Source organism: Rhizobium chutanense (assembly GCF_002531935.1).
Classification (GTDB): domain Bacteria; phylum Pseudomonadota; class Alphaproteobacteria; order Rhizobiales; family Rhizobiaceae; genus Rhizobium; species Rhizobium chutanense.
Map to the genome: position 1 here is coordinate 125,641 of NZ_NWSV01000012.1, position 20,534 is coordinate 146,174.

A 20,534-nucleotide genomic window follows, 5' to 3' on the forward strand; every position below is an offset into this window, starting at 1 on the left:
CGCAATCCTATGAATAAAAAGGGTCGCCTCGATGTCGGGCACTTGGCTGACAACCCGCGCGTGGCTTTTGATGCTGCCGCTTCTCGTGGTGATGATCTCGGTGATCGGCTGGCCTCTGGTCGATACGGTCGGCCTCTCCTTCACCGATGCCAAGCTGGTCGGCACGCAAGGAAACTTCGTCGGCATCGACAATTACGCAAAGATGCTCTCCGGCTCGAATTTCCAGCGCACCCTCATCACCACCGCATGGTTCGCGATCGTCTCGGTCGCCGCCGAAATGGTGATCGGCGTCCTTGCCGCCCTGCTCTTGAACCAGCAATTCCGCGGCCGCACCGCGCTGCGTGCCCTGATGATCCTGCCCTGGGCGCTGCCGACGGTCGTCAACGCCACGCTGTGGCGGCTGATCTATAATCCGGAATACGGCGCGCTGAACGCCGCGCTGACCCAACTCGGCCTGCTCGACGCCTATCGCTCCTGGCTCGGCGAGCCGGGCACGGCGCTCGCCGCCCTCATCGTCGCCGACTGCTGGAAGAATTTTCCGCTGGTGGCGCTGATCGCGCTCGCCGCCCTCCAGGCCGTGCCACGCGACATCACCGCCGCCTCGCTGGTCGACGGCGCCGGCGCTTTCGCCCGCTTCCGCTTCGTCATTCTGCCCTATCTCGCCGGCCCGCTGATGGTGGCGCTGGTGCTGCGCACGATCGAGGCCTTCAAGGTGTTCGACATCATCTGGGTCATGACCCGCGGCGGCCCGGCCAACAGCACGCGCACCCTGTCGATCCTGGTCTATCAGGAAGCCTTCTCCTTCCAGCGGGCGGGTTCCGGCGCGTCGCTCGCCTTGATCGTCACGCTGCTGGTGACGCTGCTGGCCGCCGGCTACGCGGCGCTGGTGCGCAAGACCGCCGGGAGTGCGGCCTGATGGAACGCCAAAGCCCGCTCTTTTCGGTCTTCATATATGTCTGCGCGCTGCTGCTTGCCGCGGTCATCCTGGCGCCGATCCTGTGGCTCTTCATCATGAGCATCTCGCCGGCCGCCGATCTTGCCGCAAAACCGCTGCGCTGGTGGCCGCAGGCGGTGGATTTCTCGCGCTACGCCGTGCTGCTCGCGACGCTCGAAAACAGCGCCGGCGCCGCCTTCACCTCGTCGCTGCGCAACAGCATCGAGGTGGCGGGCATGGCAACGATCGCCGCCATCGCACTCGCCATTCCGGCCGGCTGGGCGGTGTCGCGCACGCCCTCTGTCGGATGGTCGCTGTCGATGGTGATCGCCACCTACATGCTGCCGCCGGTGGCGCTCGCCGTGCCGCTCTATATGGGCCTTTCCCATCTCGGCATGCTGAACAATGTCTTCGGCCTTGCGCTCGTCTATTTGACGATCCTCGCCCCCTTCACCACCTGGCTGATGAAATCAGGCTTCGATTCCATACCGCGCGAGATCGAATCCGCCGCGATGATCGACGGCGCCGGCCTGTTCCAGACGCTCAGGATCATCACGCTGCCGCTCGCCGCCCCGGTGGTCGCAACGTCGAGCCTCTTCGCATTCCTACTGGCCTGGGATGAATTCTTCTATGCGCTGCTCTTCACCTCGGACCAGCGCGCCAAGACGCTGACCGTCGCCATTGCCGATCTCGCCGGCGGCCGCGTTTCCGATTACGGACTGATCGCCACGGCAGGCGTGCTCGCCGCCCTGCCCCCGGTGCTGATCGGTCTCGTCATGCAACGCGCCCTGATTTCCGGGCTCACCAGCGGCGGCGTCAAGGGATGAACATGACAGAAGAAACAATCCGGCCGGCCGGACTGGCCGCGATCGACCGCGAAATGGCCCGCCAGCACGCCGATGCGCTCGCCTCCTATGAAGCCGCCCGGCCGATGGCCGCACGAGCCGCCGCCTCGCTGAAGAAAACCGGCCGGCTGCTGCTTCTCGGCATGGGCGGCTCGCATGCCGTCAACCGCGCCGTCGAGCCGCTTTATCGCGCCCTCGGCATCGACGCCGTCGCCCTGCCGCTGTCCGAGCAACTCGGTCAGCCACTGCCGATCGCCGGCAGGACGATCTTCGTCACCTCGCAATCCGGCGAAAGCGCCGAAGTCCTGCGCTGGTTCGACGAAACCGGCGGCACCGAGGACACCTTCGGCCTGACCCTCGAAGGCAGCTCGTTCCTCGCCAGAACCGCCCCGTCGCTGATCGGCAGCGGCGGCACCGAACTTGCTTTTGCCGCCACCCGCAGCCTGACGGTGACCTTCGCCTTGCATCTGGCAATCCTCGCGGCCCTCGGCGAAGACGCCGCGGCGGCCCTGGCCGCCCTCGCAGCGCCCGAAGACCATGACATCACGGCCGCCCTCGCCGCCCTCGAAAACGTCGCGACCGTCGTGACGTCGGGCCGCCGGCTGCAGGGCGTCGCCGAGGCGCTCGCGCTCGGATTGACCGAATTGTCGCGTCGTCCCTGCTTCTCGCTCGAAGGCGGTCAGTTGCGTCATGGGCCGATGGAGATGCTGGGGCCGGAGATCGGCCTCGTACTGTTCCGCGGCCTGGACGAGACGGCCGGCCTGGTGACTGTTATGGCGACCTCCGCCGTCGAGACCGGCGCCCCGGTCATCCTGTTCGACGCATCCGGGCAAGCACCGGTCGCGGGCGCGGTGACGATCCGCTTTGCACCGGCAACCGGACTTGCAGCAATCTTCGCCATGCTGCCGGTCGCCCAGCGATTGATGATCGCCTTTGCCGACGCCCGCGTCGAAGATGCCGGCACACCGGTCCGTTCAACCAAGATTACCCGGAGTGAATGAATGCGGCCGCTTGCAGTCATCGGCAACGTCAACGTCGACCTGATTCTCGGACCGGCCGCCCCCTGGCCGAAAGCCGGGACGGAGATCATCGTCGATCACGACGAGCTCAGGGTCGGCGGCTCCGCCGGCAACAGCGCACTCGCCTGGCAGGCACTCGGCATCGAATTCGAAATCGCCGCCAATATCGGCAGCGACCAGTTCGGCCGCTGGCTGGCCGAAGCCTTCGGCCACCGTTCCGAGAAGTGGCCGGTCCGTCCCGAGCAGACGACACTCTCCGTCGGCATCACTCATCCGGACGGCGAGCGCACCTTCTTCACGACGCGGGGCCACCTGCCGCGCTTCAGCCTCGCCGACGTCTTCGCCGTCATCGACGGAGAAAGTCTCCGCGGCGGTTATGCGCTGCTCTGCGGCGGTTTCCTCACCGACGATCTGACGCGCCAGTACGACGCCTTCTTCGACTGGGCCGAGAGCCACGATATCACCATTGCGCTCGACACCGGTTGGCCGCTTGACGGCTGGACGAAGGAGAATTGCACAGCGACCCGCGCCTGGCTTTCGCGCAGCGGCATCGCCCTGTTCAACGAGGTCGAGACCACGACGCTTGCCGGCCTCACTGATCCGATTGAGGCCGCCCGTGAGATCCGGTCCCACATGCCTTCAGGCGCGATCGTGGTCGTCAAGCGCGGTCCCGACGGCGCCATTGCGATCGGGCCGGACGGGCTGCCGGTGTCGGTGGCTGCACCCGTTGTCGCAGTTATCGATACGATCGGTGCCGGCGACGTCTTCAACGCCGCCTTCCTCGCGGCACTGGCAAAGGATGAGCCTTTGATTTCTTGCCTGGGGGCGGGAACGGAGGTTGCCTCGCGCGCCATCTCCACCCTGCCCCGCAGCTATAGCGGCCCGGCCTCTCCTCAGGAGCCTCTGTCATGAGCGCGCTCGACATCCAGAACATCCGCAAGACCTATGGCGAGGTCGAAACGTTGAAAGGCATCGACATCGCGCTGGAAAGCGGCGAATTCCTCGTGCTGCTCGGCTCGTCGGGCTGCGGCAAGTCCACGCTGCTGAACATCATTGCCGGCCTTGCCGAGGCATCGAGCGGCGATGTCAGGATCGGCGGGCGCTCGGTACTCGGCGTGCATCCGAAGGACCGCGACATCGCCATGGTCTTTCAATCCTACGCGCTCTATCCCAATCTGACGGTGCACCGGAATATCGGCTTCGGCCTGGAAATGCGTAAAGTTCCGGCGGCCGTGCGCGACAAGGCCGTGCGCGATGCGGCAAAACTCCTGCAGATCGAAAACCTGCTCGACCGCAAGCCAAGCCAGCTTTCCGGCGGCCAGCGCCAGCGCGTGGCGATCGGCCGGGCGCTGGTGCGCAAGCCGGAGGTCTTCCTGTTTGACGAGCCGCTCTCCAATCTCGACGCCAAGCTGCGAATGGAGATGCGCACCGAGATCAAGCGGCTGCATCAGATGCTGAAGACGACCGTCGTCTACGTCACCCATGACCAGATCGAGGCGATGACGCTGGCAAGCCGCATCGCCGTCATGCGCGACGGCCGCATCGAGCAGCTGGGCACGCCGGAGGAAATCTATAACCACCCGGCAACGCTCTATGTCGCCACCTTCGTCGGCGCCCCACCGATGAACCTGCTGAAGGCGACGGTGCGCGACGGCCGCCTGGCGCTTTCGGGTTCCGATGCCAGCCTACCCCTACCCGCCCGTTTTCACGATGCCGCCGTCAATGGCCGCGATTTCGTCCTCGGCATCCGTCCCGAAGCGCTCCGCACCGACGGCGCGGGCGCGTCGATCGATGCGACCCTTGAAGTCGCGGAGTTGACCGGCCCGGAATTGGTCGTCACCGCCCTTGCCGGAAATCAGCGCCTGACGGCCTGCCTGCCGCCCCGCACGCCGATCCGCGACAACGAACAGCTCACGCTCTTCTTCGAAGAGGAGGCAATGCATCTCTTCGATCCGCAAACCGGCCTGAGTTGCCTTCGTTAGCGATATTCAATTCGCCGCGTCGACGGGTTTCCGCTTGTAAACGTGGATATAGTCGACGAGCAAAATCGAAGGGTTCGGCGTTTCATCGATCGGCCAGCCCGAGCCCAGCGCCAGATTCACCAGCGGATAAAACGGCATGTGGAATTCCTTCGGCGTGTCGAAGCTCCAGATGAACTGACGGTCGAAGTAGAAGCTCGTCTTGTCGGCTTGGATATCGACGCCGTAGGTGTGATAGTCGCTGTTCAAAATCCCGTCCTGGACCTTGTTCCAATAGCCGCCGGTGGTGTTCTGGCCGCCTTGGCTCTGACGCCAGATATGGAAGCCCATGCTGAATTCGTAGGGCGCGCGTCCATAATATTCCAGGACGTCGATTTCGGCGGTGTATTTCGTCCGGTCGAGCCCGATGAGCCAGAATGCCGGCCACACGCCCTTGCCCGGCGGCAGCTTCATCCGCGCTTCGAAATAGCCGAACTGCTGCGAAAAACCTTCCCCCTTCGGGTTCACCGACGACAGCAGACCCGAGCGCCATGTGCCGTCGGCCTCCTTGCGCGCTTCGATCTTCAGAATTCCCTGATCTGTCGTAAACGGAAAGCCGGGGGCCGGATCGGTGAAACGGGCATCGCCGAAGTCGCCGTTCCAGGGCGTATGGGCAATCCAGCGGGAGCTTTTCTCTCCCCAGGCCGAAACGTCGAGGCTGTCGAAACTCTCCTCGAACGTCAGCTGGTATGCATTGATATTGAGCGGTTCCTGGGCGACACTCGGCCGGCCCGGCAACGCTCCCAGGCCGAGAACGACGAGCAAACCCAAAGCCTTGGAAGATATTCCGTACCGCATTCCGCTCCTCCGAAAACGCCAAACCAATCGCTGGACTGCACTTGTCTCGATCATGAAGTCAGAACCCCGTTTCGTCGCGGCATGAGCCTTTGAACGATGATGGTCTCGATGCCGTCAGGCCTGCCGGCGATCTGCCACACGAGCAATCCAAAAGCCCAGAAGATCGCCGCTGCCGCCCCGCCGCAAAGCGCCAGGCTGACGACAAGGTTGAGGCCGACAGGCATGGCGGCGAGCATCGGCTCGGCCCAGAGCAGGAAAGCGATCATCGGCACGCTCGCGGCCAGCGGCCGGCAAAACGAATTCAGCTGCGCGGCAAAACTCGCGCCGATCAGCCGCCGCGTGATAACAAGCGATGCGCCATAGGCGACGAGGACTGCCACGACACGTGCGCCGAGGGCCCCCGCCACCTGAAAATAGGCGATGCCCAGGACGGTGACCGGAGCCCTGACGGCAAACTCGACAAACATCCTGAGAGCGACATAACGGGTATTGTTCATCACCATGGCCAATGGCGGCATCATGTTGGTGGGAAGGCCGAGCAGGCTGACAAGGCACAGCCATTGCAGGATCGGCGCGGACGATGCCCATTTCTCTCCGACAAGGATCCGCACGGTCGGCTCGGCAAGAAGGGCGAGCGCGATGAGAATGGGCGCCGCGACGAAGGTGATCGCATTGGTCGCCTTGAGATAGGCGACGACCAGGTTGCGGCGGTCTTCGACAGTGGAGAATGCCGCCATCAGCGGACGCAGCAACGGCCCGACGAAGGTCTGGTATGGAATGCCGGCGATATTGTCGGCGACGCTGAAGGCGCCGAAGGTCGACAGACCGGTAAAACGCGGTAGCAGCAGCCGGTCCAGCTGCCAATTGATCGAATTCAGCACCTGCGACACGGTATTCCAGCTGATCATGTCCTGAAAATGCTTCCATTCGGAAAGGCTGAATGTCGGCCGCATCGGCGCAAAGACATAGGACGTAATCATCGCCGCGGTCGGGCCGGCGACCGCTCCGATCGCCAGCCCCCAATAGCTGCCCGTTGCCACAGCTACCCCTACCCCGAACAGCAATGTCGATCCCTTGGCAATGAGATCGAGCGCGAATTCGCGTTTGAAATCGAACCGCTGCATGAAAAGAACCATGCGCGGACTGATCGTACTGCGCATGGCGGGCGCGATCGAGAGAACGGCGACAAGGGCGAAAAGCCGGGAATCGTCGTAGATCAGCGCCATCGGCCAGGAGATGATCATCATCAGCAGGCTGATGGCGAGCCCTCTCAGCATGCTGAGCGTGAAGGCCGTGGCGAACATCTCGTCCGAGGGCGACGGCTGGCGCATCAGGGCCTGCGTCAACGGCAGGTCCAGGATCGCCTCGACGATGACCAGCACCGAGGTCGCGATGGCGACCAGGCCGAAATCCGCCGGGCTCAACAGCCGTGCCAGGACAAGCAGGCTGACGAAATCGAGCATCCGCGCCAGGAACTTTCCGCTGATGGTCCAGATGCTCGCCGTCGCCGTCCTCTCAGATACGCTTGACATGATTTATTTATCTAATCCTCGTCGAGGGTTTGGGATGGCTTCGGTGGCAGCGGCGGGGCAGAGAGCTCCGCCCCTCCCGTCAACCCGGCCGTCTTCTGAAGACGTCGGCGGATCGGTCGCCGTGGCTGGACAGCTGTTGCTCGATGAGACCGGACAGACGATCGCGGAATACGGCGGAGGAGAATTTCAGCGAGTGCGCGCGGATTGCATGTGGATCGATATCGTCCTCGACCTCCTCGAATGCTGCCATCGTTTCCAAAAGGGCTTCCGTCGTCTGTTCGGCGAAACGAAAACCGACCTGCGGCGAGGACACGGTTTCCCTGGCGCCGCCGGCGTCGAAAGCCAAGACCGGCCGCCCGGATGCCATGGCTTCCACCGGCAGGATGCCGAAATCCTCCGTGCCCGGAAACAACAGTGCGCGGCATCGCGACAGGTGGTCGCGTAGCACGTTGAAGGGCTGATGACCGAGAAACTCGACGGTCGGTCCGGCGATCGACTTCAGATAGGACAATTGTTCGCCCTCGCCGATCACGACCAGCTTCCGCCCGGCCTCGGTGCAGGCGCGCACCGCAATATCCGGCCGCTTGTAGGTGGTCAGCTGTCCCGCATAGAGATAGAATTCGCCTTTGCCCTTCCCTAGCGCAAAATCGTCGGTGGCAACGGGCGGATGGATGACGACGGATTCCCGGTCGTAGAAGCGGCGGATGCGGCTTGCGACATAATCGGAGTTGGCGACGAACATATCGACCCGCGAAGCGGTCGTCACGTCCCAGGCGCGCAACATCGGCGCGGTGATCGACATCAGGGCGCGACCCACCCAGGGAAGCCCATGGCGATAGACATGGAACTGATCCCAGATATAGCGCATCGGCGAATGGCAGTAGCAGACATGGAGAGCGTCGGCGCGCGTGATGATGCCCTTGGCAGGCCCGGATTCGCTCGACAGCACCAGATCGTAATCCTGCAGATCGAACTGCTCGAGCGCGAAGGGCATCAGCGGCAGCATCTTGGTATAGTGCCGCTGCGCGCCGGGGATCTTCTGCAGGAAAGAGGTGCGGATGTTCCGCGTCTTCAGAAAATCGCTGATGCGGTCCCGATTGCAGACCAGGGTGAAGATATCGGCCTGCGGAAACATGCGGCATAGTTCTTCGACGACCTTCTCGCCGCCGCGCATCGAAACGAGCCAATAATGCACGATGGCGACGCGAAGCTGCCTGGTTTCACCTGCGCTTGCCGCATCGGTGACGCGTCTTTTCGCCATCACAGGCGCATCGCCGAGAAAGGCGCGCGCGTCGGGAAGAGAGGTTGTTGCATTGAGGGTCAACTGAATACTCCTTGTATCGCCACACCGTCCGCCAGTTCGGCAACCACATTGGTCGAAATCAGGCTGTGATATTCGGCAAGAAGCGCGTCGCGCCATTCCTCGTGCGACGAGGCGAGATCCGGCGACTTCAGGAAAGCCCGCTCGCTCATGGCACGGACCTCTTGCCCCGACATCCGGCTAAATCGCGCCAAAGTCTCGGCAAAGGCGTTTTCATCAGCCGTATCGCAGGCAAGCGCCATGCCGGCTCTTTCCATTTCCTCGGCGAGAAAGGCGCTGCGCGACATGATAACCGGCAGACCGCTCCTGGCCGCTTCGATGGCGACGAGACCGAACGGCTCGGGATAGCGCGAGGGCATCAACAGCGCACGTGCCTGGCGGATGGTCGGGCCGATTTCCGCATGCGACAGCCAGCCGACGGCCCTGACGTGATCTCCCGACGCTCTGACCAGCGGCATCAGCGGCCCGTCCCCGATCACGCAGAGCCTGGCGCCGGCTCTGCGCGTGGCAGCTATGGCGTCCTCTACGCCTTTCTCCTCGTCCAGCCGTCCGATGAACACGAACTCGTCATTGGCCTCCGCCTCGATGCGTTTGATCGAGAGCGGCGCGACGGGATTGCGGATCGTCGTCAGCCGTTCGGGCCGATAACCGGCGCCGACGAGAAAGCCGGCCATCTTCTCGTGCAGCAGGATTATCCGGCCGAAATCGGCCTGATGCTTCAACAGCCGGAGGATATTGGAGCCGCGGGCGACCCGCCACAATTTGTGCGAATAACTTCTCTTGTCGCAGGCCGTCGCAATGCAGCTTCCGCCGAGCGGGCGGCGCTGGCAGATCTCCTGCGCCTGGTAGTCGAAGAAGGCGCCGTTGGGGCAAGCCGTGAAAAAATCATGCGCATGAACCACGCATCGTCCGGCGACCGGCGCCAGCGCCCTGAAAATTGCAGGAGACAAGATCTGGTGCCAGCCATGCACGTGGTAGACGGTATTGGCGGTATCCTCTGCAGCAATCCAGTTCGCGACCATGCGGACGGCAGCGCCGTTGTGAATGCCGGTGACGAACGCCTTCGCACGCTCGGCGCTCAGCAGGTCGCGGCTGTTCAGCCCGACCATCGAGACCCCCAGTGCAACGAGCTCCGCATTGGCGGCGTCATCCCCGCAAATATAGGTCACCGGGATGTCGAGCCCGCGGAAAAGCTTGGCAGACAGCACCGCCAGGCCTGTCGCACCACCTCTGGCCACCGAGTAGTCGTCGATGATGACCACGCGATCGATCCTTGTCGTGCCGGGGCCGGGAAAGCGGCCGACGCTTGCGGTGGATCGGATGGCCTCGGACGGAGACAGGCGCATCACTTCACCGAAACCGCGCCGTTGGCACAGGCCTCCAGCGCCTTTCGGTTGAGAATGCGGATCTTGCCCTGTCCCCCGTCGATGATCTTGCCTTCCCGCAGGCGCCGCAGGCATTGATTGACCTTCTCGCGGGAGGCCGGCAGTGTCGCGGCCAGATCGTTTTGCGAGATGATCAGCTCGTCCCCGCTGTTTGCCGCATCTTTTCCATAAACGGCGGAGAGCCGCAGCAGCGTGCTCGCCAGCCTCGACTGCAGGCTCGACGCCGCATTCGCGATGATCCGCAGCTCGAGCTCCGAAATACGCGCCAGCGCCCTGGAGAAGACCTTTTCGCGAAAGCAGGGATCGCTGGCATACATGTCGCGCAGAAGGCGGCCCTCGAAGAAATGCAGCTCGCAGTTGGAAGCAGCTCGGTATTCGAGGCTCAGCGTCTGCCGGCGCAGAACCTCGAGCTCGCCGATCAGGCCTGATTTCGGGATGATCTCAACGATGAATTCCCTGCCGTCGGGCAGCATCGTGCTTGCGCTGACCACCCCCGTATGCACGCGGGCGAACATATCGATCAGGACGCCGGCTCCGGCGATGACCTCGCCGCGCCGGAAGCGCCGGACGCTCGACCGGCAGGAAAGGAATTCATCGTCGAGCACGATGCGGCTGCCGAGATGCATACCGCCCTTCGCCGAAATCGCCGCCTTGCCGATGCCGGCCCTGCGATCTGATGCGTGTGTCATCCCATCCATGCGCATAACTCCGAGTACTCGAATGACGATAGGCAATGCTGCACCGCAGCATTTATATTGAATTAACAATCAAGTCAAATAATATCACCGATATACAGCGTAAAGATAAAGTCTAGATTTAGCCAAAAGACCAAAAATACATCATATTTTTAGTATCTAAACATTGATACAGCCGATTTAACAATCACACGATTGAAGATTGTGATTACTAAAAAGCCTCGTGCATCAAAAAGCAGCAATCGCCAAAAATGATGACATCAATAATATAGATGAATTTTAGTTGAATAATCATCCATAAGTAGGTTTGATCGCGATTTAGAATGATAATAAGTTGATCCAAGCGCAGTCAAAATTCTCTTCTGTCGTTTTAGTAGCATAAAGAATTTATTAAGGATTATGACCTTGGTAACAGACAACCAGAGTGCGGCGCAGCAAAGTTTGAACCGTTCTTAATCGGAAAGTTTTGGAGATCCCGATGGCATGGGAAGCACATAGTTTCGAGTCATGGTCGCGTGTCGGACGGTCCGCCGAAGGCGACGACCTCCATGCGTCCCAGCCTCGTGCCGCAGGCCGATCGTCCAAACGCGCACTCGATCTCCTGATGGCGATTACCGCCCTGATCCTGCTTTCGCCGCTTCTGCTGCTCGTCGCAATGATCGTGAAGATCTCCGACCGCGGCCCGATCTTCTATTCCCATACGCGCATCGGCTTCGGCGGGGCGCCATTCGGATGCCTCAAGTTTCGCACGATGAAGACCGATGCGAGCGCTCAGCTTGCCGAATTGCTGCAAAACAACCCGGCTGCGCGAAGCGAATGGGAAGCCACGCGCAAACTGAAGGATGACCCGAGAATCACGGCCGTCGGCGAGATCCTGAGGCGATCGAGCATCGACGAGCTTCCCCAGCTGATCAATGTCGTACGGGGCGAAATGAGCCTGGTCGGCCCCCGGCCGATCACCGCCGAGGAATTGCCGCGCTACGGCGAGCATATCTGGGCCTATATGGCCTTCCGTCCCGGGCTCACCGGTCACTGGCAGACCAGCGGGCGCAACGATGTCAGCTACGAGCACCGGGTTTCCCTCGACGTTCACTACATCGACAATTGGTCGCTCGGACGGGACTTCGTCATCATCGCCAAGACCATTCCCGCTCTGTTTACGCAGCGTGGCTCGTATTGAGCATTAAAGGGGAGAACTGCCGATCGTGCCCGAAATCGGAAGGCACGTTCCTCCCCCGCCCCTTTCAAGCTGAAACTACCTGGTCACCCGGCACCTGATGCCCTCGTGATATCGCCATTTTGGATGAGCACAACATGACCTCAAGCACGATCTTCAGTGGTGTTTCTCCGATATCTCTGCCCGCCGCAGCCGCTGGCGGGAATTCGCCGCTGACATTGAGGGACATGCTCTTCTTTCTCAGGATGCGCTGGCTGTGGATCGTGGCAACGACGATCGCCTTCCTCGCAGTGGCTGGGAGCTACCTGCTGACCGCCGAACCGAGTTTTGTTGCCAGCACGCAGCTCGTGATTTTCCCCCAGGTGAGCGGCTCCGAAGCACAGAGGGCTTTCGCAGAAGATGCATTCATAGAGGGGCAGCTGGAAATTGCCAGATCCAGCGATGTCGTCGGCGGAACGGTAAGGGCCCTGGATCTCGATACCGACCCTGACTTTGTCGATCAAACGCCTTCGCTGCAGGACAGGGCGAAAAACTGGTTGCTGGGGATCTCTTCGGAACCGGATGTGTCTCAGGAAACGGCAATCGCAGGAACGCATGAAAGACGGCCGCAGACGGAGCAGGAGCGGATCTACGACCGGGCGATCGCGACGCTGGCGAACATGGTGGGAATACGCCGGATCGGCAGCTCGACGATCATCGAGATATCGGCTGCGGCGTCGACCCCTCAGAAAGCCGTCGACATCGCCGACGCGCTCGCCAGGCAATATATCCAGAAGAATATCTCGATGAAGGCCAATGCCTCGCGGCAATACAGCGAATGGCTGGAAAAATTCGTCAGCGAGCAACAGCGTGGACTGGCCGAAGCTGCCAGCGCCCTGGCGAGCTTCACCAGCAATCCACGCGATCAGTTCAAGCTTGCCGAGTTGCAGAGCGCGACCGATGCTCGCCGCACGCTCTATGAAAATACCTTGAACCAGCTGACGGAAGCCAGGCAGCGCATCACCTACCCGGTATCCGACGCCACGATCGTCTCGCGGGCCACGCTGCCTCTTTCCAAGGCCAGACCACGCAGCGCGCTCATCATCGCCTTTGCCGCGGCGGTTGGTCTTGGCGCCGGCTTGGCACTTGCCATGATAAGGCATGCCGGCGATCGCCGGATCGTCCGCCCCCATCAGATCGCGGAAGCCGGCGAGTTGCTCTTGGTCATGATGATCGAGACATCGAAGAAGACTGAGGGTGGACATCCCCCACGTTTCCTCGCCGCCGGCACGGGCAGCAGCGCGGCAGCCGCCTATCCAGTTATTCCCGGCATGGCGGAACTGAGCGCGACTGTCGTCGGTCTTCGGCGCAAGCGCCGGGTCGTCATTGGGATCGTCGCCGTCAATCCCGGCGGCGGGGCATCGACCGTAGCATACGAACTTGCCGTGCTGTCGTCGGTATCAGGGGCTCGGACGCTGCTGATCGATGCGGCCGCGCAGAAGTCCTCGCTCAGCAAATCGATTGCGCCCCATAGTTCAACGGGCCTCGTTGATGTCCTCGACAATGGCGAACTGATGCAGACGGCGGCAGTGCCCCTCACCCCGACGCTGAAATTCCTTCCCCTCGGCGAGGTCGAAGCGGTGACGCCGGCCGTTCGCCTGAGTTCGCGCCGCACGCAGTTGAGCTTCGCCGAGCTGAAAAAGGAGTTCGACGCCATATTCGTCGACATTTCCGCATTCTCCGCTTCGCCTGATGCCAATGCGATCGCACCGGAGCTGGACGGTGTCCTCGTCGTCACTTCGCACGGGCGCACCTCGATCGACGAAACCATGCGCGTCATCGACACCCTGCGCAATGTCGGCGCCGAGATCCTCGGTGTGATCATCAACCATGCACCGAAGAGAATGCAGTCATGACCTCGACTTCGGCAGGAGCAACCAGGCAGGGCGATTTGCTCAGGCCGGCGTCTATTCCCGACAGCCCTGAAACCATGGGCGCGCGCGGGCGCCGCCCATTGCGCATTGCCGTGGGGATCGCTTCGGCAGGCCGCCCCTCGATATTGCGGGAAACGGTCGATTATCTCACCAGCCTGCCGGATCAGGCGGACCGGCTGATCGTCTGCGTGCCCATGATCGACGATGCCGCCGGGCTCGCCGACCGCCCCGACCTAGACGTCATCGTCGGCAGCCGTGGCCTGACCTCCCAGCGCAACAGGATCATCGAGGCCGCTGCGGCCGATACCGATATTCTGATCTTCCTCGACGACGACTTCATCCCCGCCGCAACCTTCCTGTCGCGGATTGCCGCCGTCTTTGCGGCAAAGCCCGACGTAGCAATCGCCACCGGCGAAGTCCTGGCCGACGGCGTCCTCGACGGCGGCCTCAGCATGTCGAAGGCCCTGCAGGTTCTCGAAACCGCCGGCGAAGGCGCCGAAAGGGTGACGGAGGTCTATAACGCGTACGGATGCAACATGGCGGTTCGCCTTTCATCCGTTCTCGAGCACGGTCTGACTTTTGACGAGCAGCTGCCGCTCTATGGCTGGCTCGAGGATGTCGATTTCAGCCGGTCCATCGCCCGCTACGGCAGGTCGGTGCGTATCGACGGCGCCCGCGGCGTGCATCTCGGCGTCAGATCCGGGCGCCAGCCCGGCCGAAGACTCGGTTATTCGCAGGTTGCCAATCCCGTCTATCTGATCCGCAAGGGCACGATGTCGAAAGGCCGTGCAATCGCCCAGATCGGCCGCAACATCCTGGCAAACGCCTCGGGCCTCTTGTTCAAAGACCGCTTGGTCGACCGGTGGGGACGGTTCAACGGCAATGTGCTGGCGCTGGCCGATCTTCTTGTCGGCCACGCCTCTCCGTCCCGCATTCTCGAACTCGGCAATCCGTTGCCGCGCGAGATGCCCTCCCCGTCCATCGCAACGAAACGGAGATAGATCAATGCAGCCTCCATCCCGGTCCGATCGCCTCGTCTCCGCGGCACTCGCTTTGCTGGCATTCTGCTGCCTGACCGGCTGGAGCGTCGCCCATGCACAAACATTCACCCTCGTGCCGGAAGACAAGGTAAGACTGCGCGTCGTCGAATGGCGCTCATCGGATTCCCGCTATGCGAGCTGGGAAGCTCTCGACGGCGTCTACACCATCGATGATACCGGCGACCTGTCGATCCCGATCGCCGGCCACGTACAGACAACCGGAAAGACGACCGAAGAGCTCGCCGATGCCATCGCCGGCGCACTGGCCGAAAAGGCCAACCTTCCCGGCAAGCCATATATTGCCCTGGAAATTGCCGAGCATGCCCCGATCTTCGTGACCGGAACGGTGCAAACGCCCGGGCGCTATCCTTTTGAACCCAACATGACGGTCATGAAGGCGGTCAGCATCGCTGGCGGCTTCCTGCGGGAACGCGAGGACAATACCTATTTCGAGCGCGACCGGATCCAGGCTGCCGGCGCCTACCGAACCGCCGTTCTCAACCGGCGCGATCTCTTGATGCGGCAGGCGCGGCTGCGCGCGGAGATCGCCGGCGAGCAGAGTTTCGAGATCCCCGCCGAGCTCGCCGGAACGGCCGATGTCGACAAGCTGAAGGCACAGGAATTGAACCTGATGCGGCTGCGGCGTGTCGATATCGATAGCCAGATCGAAGCGGCAAACGACCTCACCCGTCTCTATGGCCAGCAGGTCGAGTCGCTTACGGCCAAGATCAGTTCGCAAAAACGGCAGATCGACCTTGCCCAGAAGGAACTGGACAACGTCAATAACCTGATGAGCAAGGGCCTTGTGAGCAACTCCCGTCAGGTTTCGGTCGACCGCTGGGTGGCGGATGCGCAAGGCACCTTGATCGATCTCGAAGTCGCACTGACCACGGCCCGTCAGGGCCTCAGCGAAGCCGACCGTTCGAAGATCAACATCGTCAACAGGCAGAACAGCGAAAACCAGGAACTGCTCAACCAGGTCAATCTCGCGATCGGCAGGGCGGCGATCGATATCCAGGTGGCCCAGCTTCTGGGCGAACAGGCCGGCTATGACGCTCAACTGGCCCAGATCAATACCGACACGCCGGGTCTCGGCAAAGCGCAGAAGAACTACAGGATCGTGCGTCGCAATGACGACGGAACCTCTCGCAACATCGCGGCGGACGAGCAAACGGCATTGCTGCCGCACGATCTCGTCGAGGTCGGCTTAGACACGAGTCTTCCGGCGCCACCTCCGTCGTCGCAGACCGCGCCGCAGAAACAGAGCTCGGCTGCCCCGTCCTCCGATGTGGCCGGGGATAATCGGCCGGCTCCCGGCTGGCTATCGCCGACAGGATCGAATTAGGAGGCGGCTGTGATGATCGACGACAGCGGGCGGCTATCGCCTCGTGCATCACGCCGAAAGACGGATGCCGGTTTTCAGCAAAAGCAGTCTCGGCCGCTCACCCTCCGGATCGGGATCTGAAGCATGTCGATAGAACCGATCGGTTTCATCGTTCTGCTGCTCGGCCTGCTCTGCGTGGTCAGCGGCGCGCGTTTTGCTATTGCGATCCTCTGCCTGTCGACGACGCTGGGAGCGGCAGCGGCTCTGCAATTGCCCGCGCTCGGCGGCAGCAGTATCCAGCCAAGCCATCTTTTGGTGCTCTTTCTCGTTGTGGCAGCGTTGCTGCGCCCGGCTCAAACGCAGGCCCTCCTGGCCAGCATTGCCTATCCAGGTCCCGGCTTCTGGTTTGCCGCCTACATCCTGTTTTCCGTGGCATCGTCTTTCTTCCTGCCCCGCATCTTTGCAGGCGCGACCCTTGTCTACTCCTCCGCACGAGACGCCTCGGGCATGATGTCGACGGTGGCCGCTCCGCTGTCGCCGGGCTCGTCCAATCTCAGCCAGTCTGTCTATCTGCTCGGCGACCTCGCCTGCTTTGCCGTCGTCGCCGGGTTTGCTCGGCTCGGATATGCACGTTTCATCGCACAGCAGTTGATCGTCGCGTCGATCGTCTGTTTTGTTCTGGCGCTGATTGATATCGGAACCTTCCTGACCGGCCAGTCCTACCTGCTCGATGTTATCAGGAACGCGAATTATACCATGCATACGGCTGAGACGATCAGCGGCTTCAAGCGCATCGTCGGCGGCTTTCCCGAAGCGAGCATTTATGGTGCCGTCGCGCTGGCCTATTTTTCCTTCACGCTCATGCTCTGGCTGGAGGGAGTTCAAAGCCGCATGGCGGGACTTGCAACGCTTTTCATCGGCCCGACGATCGTCCTTTGCACCTCGACAACGGCCTATATTGCCGGCATCTTCGTTGTCTCCATGTTCGTGCTGTTCTGCCTGAAGCGGCTGGTGGGCGGCCCGGCCAAGACGCCCCACGTGACGCTCCTGGTGATCACGCTGTTTCTGGTCCCTTGTGCCATCGTTGCCCTCAGCCTTGTTCCCGACGCCTGGAATTCCCTTGCCGACCTCGCGGCGACCACCCTGTCGGACAAGCTCCAATCGCAATCCGGCGAAGAACGCACCGCCTGGAATACGCTGGCCTTGATCGCATTTGTCGATACCGCCAGTTTCGGCGCCGGCCTCGGCACGGTTCGAGCCTCGAGTTTCGTCGCGGCGTTGCTTTCCAATGTCGGATTGACCGGCACTCTTCTCTTCGCCACCTTCCTGTACAGTCTTGTAAGAGCGTCCGGCCGGCATAGATCAGGCGATCGCGAGACGCACGCCATCGGCACCGCCGCAATTATGGCATCCATCGCCCAGGTCGCCTCGGCGGCGATATCGGGAAGCGGCACCGATCTCGGCCTGCTGTTCAGCACCACGGCGGGTCTGGCCGCCGGATGCCTTGTGGTCACCAATATCTCGCCGCGACGCGCGACCCGATCGCTCGCCAACCGGCCCCCGCTGGAGACATCGACATCTCTGATGAGAGCGCCGATGGTTTCAACACGATGATGCCGTCGCTCGAACACCGCCCCGGTGCGGATTGGTCTGGTCACACCATCGGCGCGTCCGCGCTGGACCGGAGTCGTCCGACCGCGTCGTGTTTTTCCGCGTGTTTTTCAAGGATCGTCGCTGGAAGCAGCCCGTCGGCCGAGCGTGGCCCTGCAAAGCGCTCCGCAGACGGGCATGCTGAGAGCTCTACGTCAACATCAGCCTTGCGGGCGCTCGTGGGTGGTCGCGACGTTGTCTGCGACGGAATTATTTTCCCGCGCCCTGCCATTGCGCCGCAAAAACCCCGACACGAACACACCTGCCAGATAGCCGGTTTCCATGAACACGAGGATGGCGACACTGGAGAGGATCGCCACGATCACGGAAGAGCCATTGGCAAAAGCCACGCCGCCGAAGCCGATTGCCACGAGGAATGCAAAAATCGCGAAAGCCCAGGCACGGATGGAAGCCCCGGCAGCGATCGAAATCACGACTGCCACACCTGTGGTGATCAGCATGGCAATCTCCCTTCCCTCTGCATTCCGACAAACATCCCGGCACCGATGGTCGTACCGCGAAACAAGATGTCGAAACACAGCCTGGTGACAGGCAAGGCACTCTTCATGGTGAATATCTCAACAATGAACACACATAAGCCGCCGGCAGCCAGATCCGATTCAGCCACGTCCGGACCGGATGCGGCTATATATACCGAACGGCGCCCTCATATGACAGACCTGTCGGCTCAATTCACAACCGTTCGCGCGACTGGAAAGACGATGCCGGTTCATTCGTATTGTGCACAATCGGAAGGGTGATGACATGAACAATCAATGTGTCGTCTACGTCACGGATGTCGAGTATTCATTTCCGACCATTCTGTCGGCGCTTCAGGCTCGCAAATTCGCAAGCCCCGCGACCGATGTCTGCGTCCTCATGTCGGAACATCTCGATAATTTCGAAGAGTTGAAAGCCCTGCTCGCAACAAGCGGGGTCGACTTGATCGATGCGACCGAAGCGCTGCAGGACTCGCTCGGCAAGCTCGACGGATCGCATTTCCAAGGACGCATCAGCGTCAGCACCATGGCCAAGCTGGTCCTTTGCGAGATCCTGCCTGTCAACTATACCCAGATCATCTACCTCGATGGGGATACGCAGATCGTTAGCGATCTCGGGCGGCTGGAAAATGCCACGGTACCCGAGGGCAGGTTTTTCGCAGCGCGCGATTATACCGCGATCCACGACTTCCTCGACACGGGAAAGAGCAGCTACTATTTCAACGCAGGGGTCCTGAAATTCCATCGCAACGGCTGGATCGGGCAGGAGGCGCTTGAGCTTTTTGCTAAAAACCCCGAGGCTTGCGAGGGCAAACATGATCAGGGCGCGTTGAATTATGTCTGCGGTTCAGCGCTCATCCTCGTTTCGAACCGCTGGAACTTTCCCAAACAGTTCCTTCATCTGGTGAACATGTCCTCCTTGTCGATCGTCCATTATATGGCGCATCCGAAGCCGTGGCACGGCACTTTCTTTCCGTGGACCGATCGGGAAAGCCAGGTCTACGTCGACCTGCGCAAAGCACATCCGATCTACAACGCGCTGTACCGCGGAATAAGCTTCGACCGTAAGGTGCTCTATAAATACCGGTCGATACGAGCCCGCATCGAACACGCAATTGAGAAAGGCGGGCCCCATCCGCGGGTCCAGAGCCTGCTGGTCGGTGGCGACTACGCCGTATGATGGTGTGTTGTTGGTCAGACCTCAGGATTGTCCGCATCGGGATTGCCGGTCGAGCCGTGATGGCAGGCGGACGCGCAACTATTCTTCCATTCATCTCAGAATGAATAATGTTCAGGACAGAATATGAGTTATAGGGCTTCCGCCGCCAGTATCTCGCATTACCTAAAAGCCCGCCTGCGCCGAGGGCTCAAAGCTCGGCAGGTCCGCTACGACCTGCTGCGCCGCGGGCTCAAGCAGGCGCGTCACGTCGTCATCTGCGTCATCCGCGACGAGGGGCACCGGCTGGCATACTTCCTCCAGTATTATCGCGATCTCGGCTTCGAGCACTTCATCTGCATCGACAACGGCTCGACCGATGGCACGGTGGAGTTGCTGTCCAGCTTCGACGATGTCTCTCTTCTTTCGGCTCACGGATCCTACAAGGCGGCGAGATTCGGAAACGACTGGATCAACGAAGTCATCAACCGGCACTGCCGCGAGAAATGGGTTCTCTATGTCGATGCGGACGAGTTCCTAGTCTATCCGCATTGCGACACACGGCCGATCGAACAGTTGACCGCCTATATCGATTCCACCGGCGGCCATTCGCTGCGCTCCGTCATGATCGACATGTACAGCCCGCATCCCGTTCTCGAAAACATATGCGAGCCCGGCCGCAATCCGCTTGAGGTCTGCAATCTCTTCGACCGATCCGGCTATGTCGCGCATTTCGACAAACGCAACTGGACGATATGGATCAAGGGCGGCGTTCGCGGGCGCGTCTATTTCCACGACCGGCTCTGGGATGGCCCCGCGCTCAACAAGATACCGCTCGTCTATGTCAAGGGTGAACGTCTTTTTCTCAAGTCGTCACACCAGGTCTGGCCGCTCTCTTTGAATCTGGGCGACATGCACGGAGCGCTCGGCGTATCCGGCGCGCTGCTGCATTTCAAGTTCCTGTCCACTTTCGTGCATAAGGTTGCCGATGCCCAGCATCGATCTCAGCATACGGAGGAATATAAGGTATATTCCGCGGGCAAAGACATGGACGACTTCGTCTATGACGATACGGCCACTTACAGAAGCTGGAAAGACCTCTCCGATCACGGTCTCATCCAGGGTGAAGGCTGGAAATACTGGAGGAATGCATCAGAGAGCGAGGTCTGAGGCGCGCAGCCGCAACGGATGGGTTAAGGGGATCGCCCAACAATCCAAAGCCTGCAG

At 61.4% G+C, this 20,534-nt stretch carries 18 protein-coding genes; 12 read left to right on the forward strand and 6 right to left on the reverse strand.

Annotated elements, in window-relative coordinates; translation table 11 throughout:
• The first annotated feature begins 31 nt into the window (after nucleotides 1-31).
• The 5 genes from CO666_RS19220 to CO666_RS19240 are packed head-to-tail and all read left to right on the forward strand — an operon-like array spanning nucleotide 32 to nucleotide 4,780.
• Nucleotides 32-916, forward strand: coding sequence for a carbohydrate ABC transporter permease (locus CO666_RS19220; protein ID WP_097613786.1), 885 nt, complete (start codon nucleotides 32-34; stop codon nucleotides 914-916).
• Nucleotides 916-1,761 carry a carbohydrate ABC transporter permease gene (locus tag CO666_RS19225; protein ID WP_097613787.1) on the forward strand — a complete coding sequence of 282 codons (846 nt, stop codon included), beginning with the start codon at nucleotides 916-918 and terminating at the stop codon, nucleotides 1,759-1,761. Before CO666_RS19220 ends, CO666_RS19225 begins: the two co-directional genes overlap by 1 nt.
• A complete protein-coding gene (locus tag CO666_RS19230) occupies nucleotides 1,758-2,780 on the forward strand; it encodes an SIS domain-containing protein (protein ID WP_097613788.1) in 1,023 nt (340 codons plus the stop codon). The genes CO666_RS19225 and CO666_RS19230 overlap by 4 nt, the downstream gene beginning before the upstream one ends.
• Nucleotides 2,781-3,710: a PfkB family carbohydrate kinase gene (locus tag CO666_RS19235; RefSeq protein ID WP_097613789.1), complete on the forward strand. Its 930-nt coding sequence runs from the start codon at nucleotides 2,781-2,783 to the stop codon at nucleotides 3,708-3,710.
• Nucleotides 3,707-4,780: an ABC transporter ATP-binding protein gene (locus CO666_RS19240; protein WP_097613790.1), complete on the forward strand. Its 1,074-nt coding sequence runs from the start codon at nucleotides 3,707-3,709 to the stop codon at nucleotides 4,778-4,780. Before CO666_RS19235 ends, CO666_RS19240 begins: the two co-directional genes overlap by 4 nt.
• 6 nt (nucleotides 4,781-4,786) lie before the next feature.
• Here CO666_RS19240 and CO666_RS19245 read toward each other — a convergent pair whose 3' ends face one another.
• The 5 genes from CO666_RS19245 to CO666_RS19265 form a co-directional block, all read right to left on the reverse strand.
• Nucleotides 4,787-5,614 (reverse strand): glycoside hydrolase family 16 protein, encoded by an 828-nt coding sequence (locus tag CO666_RS19245; RefSeq protein WP_097613791.1) that lies wholly within the window; start codon nucleotides 5,612-5,614, stop codon nucleotides 4,787-4,789.
• Nucleotides 5,615-5,664: 50 nt separating this feature from the next.
• Entirely contained in the window at nucleotides 5,665-7,146 is a 1,482-nt protein-coding gene (locus tag CO666_RS19250) for a lipopolysaccharide biosynthesis protein (protein WP_097613792.1), read from the reverse strand.
• A gap of 79 nt (nucleotides 7,147-7,225) precedes the next feature.
• A complete protein-coding gene (locus CO666_RS19255) occupies nucleotides 7,226-8,470 on the reverse strand; it encodes a glycosyltransferase family 4 protein (protein WP_097613793.1) in 1,245 nt (414 codons plus the stop codon).
• A complete protein-coding gene (locus tag CO666_RS19260) occupies nucleotides 8,467-9,813 on the reverse strand; it encodes a glycosyltransferase family 4 protein (RefSeq protein ID WP_097613794.1) in 1,347 nt (448 codons plus the stop codon). The genes CO666_RS19255 and CO666_RS19260 overlap by 4 nt, the downstream gene beginning before the upstream one ends.
• Complete coding sequence (locus tag CO666_RS19265) at nucleotides 9,813-10,550, reverse strand: Crp/Fnr family transcriptional regulator (protein WP_097613795.1); 738 nt, start codon at nucleotides 10,548-10,550, stop codon at nucleotides 9,813-9,815. Before CO666_RS19265 ends, CO666_RS19260 begins: the two co-directional genes overlap by 1 nt.
• Before the next feature lie 475 nt (nucleotides 10,551-11,025).
• Between CO666_RS19265 and CO666_RS19270 the strand changes: the two genes are divergently transcribed.
• From CO666_RS19270 to CO666_RS19290, 5 genes are all read left to right on the forward strand, one after another.
• Nucleotides 11,026-11,727 carry a sugar transferase gene (locus tag CO666_RS19270; protein WP_097613796.1) on the forward strand — a complete coding sequence of 234 codons (702 nt, stop codon included), beginning with the start codon at nucleotides 11,026-11,028 and terminating at the stop codon, nucleotides 11,725-11,727.
• Between the two features lie 134 nt (nucleotides 11,728-11,861).
• On the forward strand, nucleotides 11,862-13,619 hold the full coding sequence (locus CO666_RS19275) for a polysaccharide biosynthesis tyrosine autokinase (RefSeq protein WP_097613797.1): 1,758 nt from the start codon (nucleotides 11,862-11,864) through the stop codon (nucleotides 13,617-13,619).
• Nucleotides 13,616-14,638 carry a glycosyltransferase family 2 protein gene (locus CO666_RS19280; RefSeq protein ID WP_097613798.1) on the forward strand — a complete coding sequence of 341 codons (1,023 nt, stop codon included), beginning with the start codon at nucleotides 13,616-13,618 and terminating at the stop codon, nucleotides 14,636-14,638. The genes CO666_RS19275 and CO666_RS19280 overlap by 4 nt, the downstream gene beginning before the upstream one ends.
• Before the next feature lie 4 nt (nucleotides 14,639-14,642).
• On the forward strand, nucleotides 14,643-16,022 hold the full coding sequence (locus CO666_RS19285) for a polysaccharide biosynthesis/export family protein (protein WP_097613799.1): 1,380 nt from the start codon (nucleotides 14,643-14,645) through the stop codon (nucleotides 16,020-16,022).
• A 123-nt stretch (nucleotides 16,023-16,145) separates the two neighbouring features.
• A complete protein-coding gene (locus CO666_RS19290; protein ID WP_097613800.1) occupies nucleotides 16,146-17,615 on the forward strand; it encodes a hypothetical protein in 1,470 nt (489 codons plus the stop codon).
• Between the two features lie 197 nt (nucleotides 17,616-17,812).
• Here the strand turns inward: CO666_RS19290 and CO666_RS19295 are convergent, their stop codons facing one another.
• Entirely contained in the window at nucleotides 17,813-18,112 is a 300-nt protein-coding gene (locus CO666_RS19295) for a hypothetical protein (protein WP_097613801.1), read from the reverse strand.
• Between the two features lie 304 nt (nucleotides 18,113-18,416).
• Between CO666_RS19295 and CO666_RS19300 the strand changes: the two genes are divergently transcribed.
• Together CO666_RS19300 and CO666_RS19305 are read left to right on the forward strand one after the other, a co-directional pair.
• Nucleotides 18,417-19,331, forward strand: coding sequence for a glycosyltransferase family 8 protein (locus CO666_RS19300; RefSeq protein WP_097613802.1), 915 nt, complete (start codon nucleotides 18,417-18,419; stop codon nucleotides 19,329-19,331).
• 123 nt (nucleotides 19,332-19,454) lie between these two features.
• On the forward strand, nucleotides 19,455-20,477 hold the full coding sequence (locus tag CO666_RS19305; protein WP_097613803.1) for a glycosyltransferase family 2 protein: 1,023 nt from the start codon (nucleotides 19,455-19,457) through the stop codon (nucleotides 20,475-20,477).
• The last annotated feature ends 57 nt before the right edge of the window (nucleotides 20,478-20,534 follow it).